The organism is Escherichia sp. WS1152 (assembly GCF_046487665.1).
GTDB lineage: Bacteria > Pseudomonadota > Gammaproteobacteria > Enterobacterales > Enterobacteriaceae > Escherichia > Escherichia coli.
In genome coordinates this window covers 1-630 of sequence record NZ_JBJQJA010000062.1, presented here as the reverse complement: position 1 = coordinate 630, position 630 = coordinate 1, and the positions used below count along the sequence as shown (strand labels likewise).

Annotated in this window: 2 pseudogenes; one reads left to right on the top strand and one right to left on the bottom strand. The window is 40.5% G+C overall.

The window, feature by feature from the left end:
- Nucleotides 1–129, top strand: a pseudogene (locus ACJHW7_RS25290) (integrase); the annotation flags it as partial.
- A 323-nt stretch (nt 130–452) separates the two neighbouring features.
- Here the strand turns inward: ACJHW7_RS25290 and ACJHW7_RS25285 are convergent.
- Nucleotides 453–630, bottom strand: a pseudogene (locus tag ACJHW7_RS25285) (phosphoethanolamine transferase); the annotation flags it as partial.

The window sequence follows — 630 nt, the reverse complement described above, 5'->3', positions numbered from 1 at the left end:
CATAAAGCAGAGCATCTGGAAGAACGCCGCTTGATGCTACAATGGTGGGCCGATTTTCTGGATGCAAACAGAGAAAAATTTATCAGTCCATTTGAATATGCAAAGATTAATAATCCATTAAAACAGTAATCATCCCGGGCAAATGCCCGGGAACTTACTCCATGAATATTTTCTTTGTTAAAAAGGCAAAACGATATTAACTGATGTATTAAATGTTTACCGGATTGCTCCCTGCAGGTGGATTATCAGAATCCGCAGTTATTCGTTATTTATATATATTCAATAAAAAGAAACATCATAAAAAATCCCGCACCCACAGGGTGATGCGGGATAACTGACGTAAGGAATGTTGCCGGGATTTGGTGGTCCCTTGTGCTGATATGAATACAGGTTCTATTCTATACAGAATCCTTTTCAGTACAAGAGACTGTATTACAGTTTGCCATATATGATTACCTGTGGTCCGGAAGAATAAGTGGCTGCGGTTTCAGACTGTCTGCCGGCACATTTTTCTCTCCGTTAAAAACCATAACGGGTTCATTATCTTCGTCTGTCAGCGGATTGAATGGCGTTATATTTTCGGTACGAATACCGGTCAGCCACTGAAAAATGCCTGCGAAATTACGGGCA